At 64.7% G+C, this 6,389-nt stretch carries 9 protein-coding genes; 3 read left to right on the top strand and 6 right to left on the bottom strand.

Going from position 1 to position 6,389, the window contains the following annotated elements; translation table 11 throughout:
- Positions 1–236, top strand: a 236-nt coding sequence (locus tag HL671_RS37985; protein ID WP_210263849.1) for a hypothetical protein, incomplete at its 5' end; no start/stop codon positions are given.
- Positions 237–697: 461 nt separating this feature from the next.
- Here the strand turns inward: HL671_RS37985 and HL671_RS11165 are convergent.
- From HL671_RS11165 to HL671_RS11155, 3 genes are all read right to left on the bottom strand, one after another.
- Positions 698–1,105: a type II toxin-antitoxin system VapC family toxin gene (locus HL671_RS11165; RefSeq protein WP_172236419.1), complete on the bottom strand. Its 408-nt coding sequence runs from the start codon at positions 1,103–1,105 to the stop codon at positions 698–700.
- Positions 1,102–1,362: an antitoxin gene (locus HL671_RS11160; protein WP_012044618.1), complete on the bottom strand. Its 261-nt coding sequence runs from the start codon at positions 1,360–1,362 to the stop codon at positions 1,102–1,104. Before HL671_RS11160 ends, HL671_RS11165 begins: the two co-directional genes overlap by 4 nt.
- Before the next feature lie 146 nt (positions 1,363–1,508).
- Positions 1,509–1,844: a hypothetical protein gene (locus HL671_RS11155; protein ID WP_172236418.1), complete on the bottom strand. Its 336-nt coding sequence runs from the start codon at positions 1,842–1,844 to the stop codon at positions 1,509–1,511.
- Between the two features lie 206 nt (positions 1,845–2,050).
- Between HL671_RS11155 and HL671_RS37980 the strand changes: the two genes are divergently transcribed.
- Positions 2,051–2,365 carry a hypothetical protein gene (locus tag HL671_RS37980; protein ID WP_210263848.1) on the top strand — a complete coding sequence of 105 codons (315 nt, stop codon included), beginning with the start codon at positions 2,051–2,053 and terminating at the stop codon, positions 2,363–2,365.
- Between the two features lie 317 nt (positions 2,366–2,682).
- Here HL671_RS37980 and HL671_RS11145 read toward each other — a convergent pair whose 3' ends face one another.
- The 3 genes from HL671_RS11145 to HL671_RS11135 form a co-directional block, all read right to left on the bottom strand.
- Positions 2,683–3,966, bottom strand: coding sequence for an O-acetylhomoserine aminocarboxypropyltransferase (locus tag HL671_RS11145; RefSeq protein ID WP_012044616.1), 1,284 nt, complete (start codon positions 3,964–3,966; stop codon positions 2,683–2,685).
- Between the two features lie 227 nt (positions 3,967–4,193).
- Positions 4,194–4,778, bottom strand: a complete 585-nt coding sequence (locus HL671_RS11140) for a CoA-binding protein (protein WP_172236416.1) — start codon at positions 4,776–4,778, stop codon at positions 4,194–4,196.
- 237 nt (positions 4,779–5,015) lie between these two features.
- Positions 5,016–5,837, bottom strand: coding sequence for an enoyl-CoA hydratase (locus HL671_RS11135; RefSeq protein WP_172236415.1), 822 nt, complete (start codon positions 5,835–5,837; stop codon positions 5,016–5,018).
- A gap of 84 nt (positions 5,838–5,921) precedes the next feature.
- Between HL671_RS11135 and HL671_RS11130 the strand changes: the two genes are divergently transcribed.
- Positions 5,922–6,350: a PaaI family thioesterase gene (locus HL671_RS11130; RefSeq protein WP_012044613.1), complete on the top strand. Its 429-nt coding sequence runs from the start codon at positions 5,922–5,924 to the stop codon at positions 6,348–6,350.
- Positions 6,351–6,389: the final 39 nt, after the last annotated feature.

Genomic DNA, 6,389 nt, shown 5'->3' with positions numbered 1-6,389 from the left:
TCAGCCATGTCCCCGGGCTGAACACTTCGCTCGCAATGACGTGGAGACATCAGTTCTCATCCTCGCGCGCCGTCGCGCCGAGCCATGCCGGTCGTTTCGCCCTCGACAACGCGAGGGCGCAGGGAAGGCCGGATGCCTGGCCGGCACCCATGGCCCGCGTGCAACAAAAAAAGCACGCGGCGGTCACCACAGGTACGGCCTGGAAACACCCGGCCTTCCCCGCGCGGTGGTTTTAACGCTTATACGCGATCTCCCCGGGGATCGGCTGTCTTGCCCCCGTCACCTCGCGCGATGCCTTGGGCACCGTCACGAGACTTGGCGCCAGCATCGGGGCGCCAGGACCACGCGATTTCGCCGTCCATGACAGGCCGCTCGTCCGCGCAGAGACTTTCGCCCACGCACAGCCTGCCACGTCCACCGCATTCCCAATCCCACGCAACTGGACGATCCGGAAGCGCCCCTCGGCTGGACAGGAACAAAGGCAGAATATGCTGATTTGCCGAATTTTGCAAGACGAGTGCTTCGGTGGCTGTCGCCCGACCTGTCCATTTCTTTACCGTCTGTCGGATGACGCGATGCAGGGCGCGATGAGCGGTTTTGCCCGTTGCGAGTCTGGGCGAGCGCGCATGTCTTCACACGGCTTGCCCAGGTTCGTTGGCTCTCTCCCGAGCTTAGGTCGCTTTGACGATATGGGAGATCAAGCCGGCCAATCGAGCACGAGTAATCCAGGGACACGCTCGAACTCACGCCGGTTCAACGTCACCAGTGCCGCGTCACGCCGGCGAGCCTGTGCCGCGATCAGATAGTCGAACGCGCCAATCGGCGTCCCTTTTCTCTCGAGATCCGCCCGAATCTCGGCAGCATGCTCGGCATCGCTCCCATCGAAGGGCAGCAGCTCGATGCCGAGACTCAGAAAGCGGTCGAGCAGGCGTTCATTTTCCGAGCGGCGGGTGCTCCTCGCGATGCCATAGCGCAGTTCGAAAAGTGCGACGACGGAAAGCCCGATCGGAGTGCCCGAGCGGATCTGTTCGCCGAGCCGATGCCGCAGAGCCGTGCTGCGCCCGCTCACCACGGCAATGACGATGTTGGTGTCGAGACAGATCATTCGTCGAACAGAGCGCGGGGATCCGGCTGCAGCGGCGGGTCGTCCGGAAGCCCTTCGGGCAGAAAGTCCCGTGCGCCGAGGGCGTCGAGCTCATCCCAGAACTTGTCGAGATCGAGCGGCGGCTTGGATATCGGCTCCAGGATCACCTTGTCGCCGACCTTGCTGACGCGGACCTCGGTGCCTTCGAAACGGAACTCTTTTGGCAGGCGTACGGCTTGGCTGCGGCCGTGCATGAACAGCTTGGCGGTCGCGGTCATCGCGCGCTCCTGCTGATGGTAGATACCGATGATATCTATCTAGTGCCGGCTCGTCGGTCAACCTAGTCCTTGAGCGCTCTGGCGGGCAGCAACGCGCCGCGCGAGGGTGCTTGAGCCGTCTGCGAAGACGAGCTCATGAGGGCTTCTCAGCAATACCCCGTCACGCCGCAGGCATAGGGCAGGCGGAACATGTAGTTCGTGTAGCCTTCGCCGCCGTAATAGGGGCCCTGATAGTCGTAGGAGAAGGCGCGGCCGTAATAGCCGGGCAGTTCCTGGCGGCCGAGCAGGAGCGGGGTCGAGGGCAGCATCGGCGAGATCAGCGAGTCCTCGTCTTTGACAATGACCGCCGGAGGTGGCGCCTTGACGGCGCGGCGGGCCTTGTAGTGCAGGACCTTGTCATGGACACCCGGCAGGTCGGCGGCGAGCACAACACCATTCGCCGCGATGGCTGCCAGCAGTATCATGATCACCAATAGTCGCATCCTGCTCTCCTGCCTTCTGGTAGAAAGGTCCGTCCAACGCATTCAACCGGCCAGAGGCCGCCGCGTTCGCCTCGGGACGCCCCCGAGCGATTCCATGCCCGGCAGGATGGGGCCGGTATGGTTAACGAAAACCTTCCAGGGCCTGGTGCGCTGCTGCAATCGCCCGTAGAAGGACGGGCTTTTTCAGCTTTCGTTAAGTTCTGCTGGTGCAAGCTTACTTCTGCCGGCGATTTTTGAAGGCCGGCCGAAGGCAGCCCGGCCGCTGCGTTCGGGAACGAAAATCTCTGCTGCATTTCATCAGAGTCTCAGACCCAAAGGTTTCGAGCATGTCTGTGATCATGTTTTCGGCGTCAGGGCGCCAGATTTTCCAATCACGGACCATCTCATTCAACGCCGACCGCGCGGGCCTCGATGAGGACGCCGCCTGCCTGCAGGCGCGGTCCGTGGGCCGGCTGATCACTGCGTCCGAAATGCCACTGGCGGACGCGATGCAGGCGCGCGTGCTGCACCTGATGACATGACCATCTGCAGTTGACGAGGGCGCGGTTCGAGAAGCCGGCAACGGCCCGACCGTGGGACGAAGGAGAGCGCGGAAGGCCATGGGCCCGCCCGCGCTCTCTTTGGTTTTGGAGGCGATCAGATCGCAGTCTTGTGCCCGTCTCTCTCCACCTCGTCATGGGCCGGGCTTGTCCCGGCCATCCACGCCGTCCGGCATGCTGAGAACGACGTGGATGCCCGGGCCCTTCGCCGTGCCGAAGCGGCTTCGGCCGCGCAGGCGGGACAAGCCCGGGCATGACGGATTCACTCACGGACAGGATCGTCCGCCGGGACAGAGCGCTTACGCGCTCAGCGCCTGTTCGAGGTCGGCGATCAGGTCTTCCTTGTCCTCGATGCCGACGGAGATGCGGACGATGTCGGGGCCGGCGCCGGCCTTGATCTTGGCGGCGTCGTCGAGCTGGCTGTGCGTGGTCGAGGCCGGGTGGATCACCAGGGAGCGGGTGTCGCCGACATTGGCGAGATGCGAGAACAGCTTCAGGTTCGACACCAGCTTGACGCCGGCGTCATAGCCGCCCTTGAGCGAGAAGGTGAACACGGCGCCGGCGCCCTTCGGCGAATATTTGCGGGCGAGCGCGTGATACTTGTCCTCGGGCAGGCCGGCATAGCTGACCGACGCCACAGCGGGATGCTTGCTGAGATATTCCGCGACGGCCTTGGCGTTGTCGCTGTGCTTCTGCACCCGCAGCGGCAGGGTCTCGATGCCGGTCAGGATCAGGAACGCGTTGAACGGCGACAGCGCGGGGCCGAGGTCGCGCAGGCCGAGCACGCGGCAGGCGATGGCGAAGGCGAAATTGCCGAAGGTCTCGTGGATGCGAATGCCGTGATATTCGGGACGCGGCTGCGTCAGCATCGGATATTTGTCGCCGCTGCCGGCCCAGTCGAACGTGCCGGCATCGACGATGATGCCGCCAATCGAGTTGCCGTGACCGCCCAGGAACTTGGTCAGCGAGTGTAGCACGATGTCGGCGCCGTGATCGATCGGGCGGATCAGATAGGGCGAGGCCAGCGTGTTGTCGACGATCAGCGGCACGCCCGCCTTGCGCGCGACCTGCGCGACGGCTTCGATGTCGGTGATGGTGCCGCCGGGATTGGCGATCGACTCGATGAAGATCGCCTTGGTGCGCGGGCTCACCGCGGCCTCGAAGCTCGAAATGTCATCGGTGTCGGCCCACACCACGTTCCAGCCGAAGCTCTTGAACGAATGCGTGAACTGGTTGATCGAGCCGCCATAGAGTTTTCGCGCGGCGATGAACTCGTCGCCGGGCGACAGCAGCTGCTGCAGCGCCACGACCTGCGCAGCATGGCCCGAGGCCACTGCGAGCGCGGCGGTCCCGCCCTCGAGGGCAGCGACGCGCTCTTCCAGCACGGCGTTGGTCGGGTTGCCGATGCGGGTGTAGATGTTGCCGAACGCCTGCAGGCCGAACAGCGAGGCGGCGTGGTCGGCATCGTTGAAGACAAAGGACGTGGTCTGGTAGATCGGCGTCGCCCGCGCGCCGGTGGTCGGGTCGGGCTGGGCGCCGGCGTGAATGGCGAGGGTGGCAAATCCGGGGGCACGTTCGGTCATGGTGTTTCCTCGTGGGCTTGATCCCGCGCGCAGCGGCGCCGGCTGATGCGGGGATCGATGATGGGAGACGGTGTCGATAGCGCGCCGTTGTGCGCCTCCGCGTCATCCCGGCGGAGGACATTTGCCACCGCCCAGGGTGGCGTCAAGGCGGCTGGCGACAATCGCTCGGATTTGAAATGCGTTGCTGTGTCGCGCATCCCCCGCGACACAATCCTTTCGCAGATGCGTCAGGTGGGATCGCTTCTGTCCTTTGCGGCGCGGTCGGCCGCCGATGTCGCGCCGCCGCCGACGCTGGTGCGGTTCAGCGACAGCCGCATGCCCTGCGTCGGGATCGGCGCGCGCTTGGCGCTGATGGTGCGGGAGTTGACGCCCATCCAGGAGATCTCCGACGACAGCCGGCCATATTCGATCTTGGGGCAGCGGTTCATCACCACTTTCAGCCCGGCGGCTTCGGCCTTCTCGGCCGCCGCGTCGTCACGCGCGCCGAGCTGCATCCAGATCACCTTCGGCAAAGGCTGCAGCTTCAGCGCCTCGTCGACCACGGGCATGATGTGCTGAGAGCTTCTGAAAATGTCGACCATGTCGAGCGGCCGGCCGATGTCGGCGAGCGAGGCGACGAACGGCCGGCCCATCAGGCTCTTGCCGACATGACCGGGGTTGACCGGGATCATGTCATAACCGCGCTGCACCAGATATTTGAAGGCGAAGAAGCTGGGCCGGATCTCGGACGGCGAGGCGCCGACCATCGCGATCACCTTCACGCCGTTGAGAATGCCGCGGATGTAGTCGTCGGGATAGGTGTCGTGATTCATGGGCGGTACGATCTGTTAGTTGCCGTCATTCCGGGGCGCCGAAGCGCGAACCGGGAATCTCAGGCTGAGTTCAACAATCTCGAGATTCCGAGTTCGATGCTTCGCATCGCCCCGAAATGACGAAGTGACTGAGACCGTCATTGCGAGGAGCGAAGCGACGAAGCAATCCAGGGGTTCGGGTGGGACTCTGGACTGCTTCGCTGCGCTCGCAAGACGAAGGAAAGAGAGCGGGGTAAACTATTCATCCCGCCACGTGGGCGTCCGCTTCTCGATGAAGGCGCCGATGCCTTCCTCCGCGTCGCGGGCGAGCATGTTCTCGGTCATCACCTTTGCCGCATATTGATAGGCGTCGGCAAGGCTCATCTCGGCCTGGCGGTAGAACGCCTCCTTGCCGAGCTTGACCGTATAGGCTGATTTGCGCGCGACTTGTTGTGCCAGCGCAATCGCGGCGTCGCGTTCGGTGCCTGCCGTGACCACGCGGTTGACGAGGCCGATCTCGCGGGCGCGCTCCGCCGGAACCGGCTCGCCGGTCAGCAGCATCTCCATCGCCTGCTTGCGACTGACATTGCGCGACAGCGCCACCATCGGGGTCGAGCAAAACAGGCCGATATCGACGCCGGGCGTGGCGAAGGAGGCGTGCTCGGAGGCGACGGCGAGATCGCAGCTCGCGACCAGCTGGCAGCCGGCCGCGGTGGCGATGCCCTGGACCGAGGCGACGACCGGTTTGGGCAGATGCACGATCGCCTGCATCATCGCGCTGCAGGCGCTCATGAGCCTCGCGAAGAAGGCGCGGCCGAGATCGGCGTCGCTGCGGCGCGCGGTGAGTTCCTTCAGATCATGGCCGGCACAGAAGGCAGGCCCATGGGCCGCAATCACCACCGCGCGCACGGCCTTGTCGGATGCGATCCCGGCCAGCGCCTGATGCAGCTCCGCGATCAGCGCTTCCGACAGGCTGTTGCGCTGCGCCGGCCGGTTGAGCGTCAGCACGGCGACAGGGCCGGCCATCTCGCGCAACAGGATCGGCGCGTCGGCAGGGGTGGCGAGGGCAGGGGCGGACATTGCGATTTCCGTTTGGCGATTTCCGTTTGGGCGCTTGGCGGCGGCTAATGTAACAGAAGGCAACGCGACAGAGCAGGGGGAGACATGACGGCAAAGATGACGATCGCGGAACTCGAAGCGTTCCTGCATGCGGAATTTCCCCAGGCCTTTCGCACCGGCGGCGACATCGCCATCGAGAGCGCCGACGGCAGGAGCTGCCGTCTGCGCCAGCGTTTCAACGAGCGCATGCTGCGCCCGGGCGGCACGGTGTCCGGGCCGACCCTGATGGCGCTGGCGGATTTCGCCATGTACGTGGTGCTGCTGTCGGCGATCGGCCCGGTCGGGCTCGCGGTGACGACGAATCTCAACATCAACTTCCTGCGCAAGGGCGCGGCCGGCGCCGACGTGCTCGCCGAGGCGCGGCTGCTCAAGCTCGGCAAGCGGCTTGCGGTCGGCGAAGTCGCGCTATTGTCAGGAGAATCGCCCGATCCGATCGCCCATGTCACGGCGACCTATTCCATTCCGAACGCATAGGGTTTTCGAGGGTATTATTACACCATATTTGCAAGCTGT

It is taken from the genome of Bradyrhizobium denitrificans (assembly GCF_013179005.1).
GTDB classification, from domain to species: Bacteria; Pseudomonadota; Alphaproteobacteria; order Rhizobiales; family Xanthobacteraceae; genus Bradyrhizobium; species Bradyrhizobium denitrificans.
This window is presented reverse-complemented; position numbering and strand designations above follow the sequence as displayed.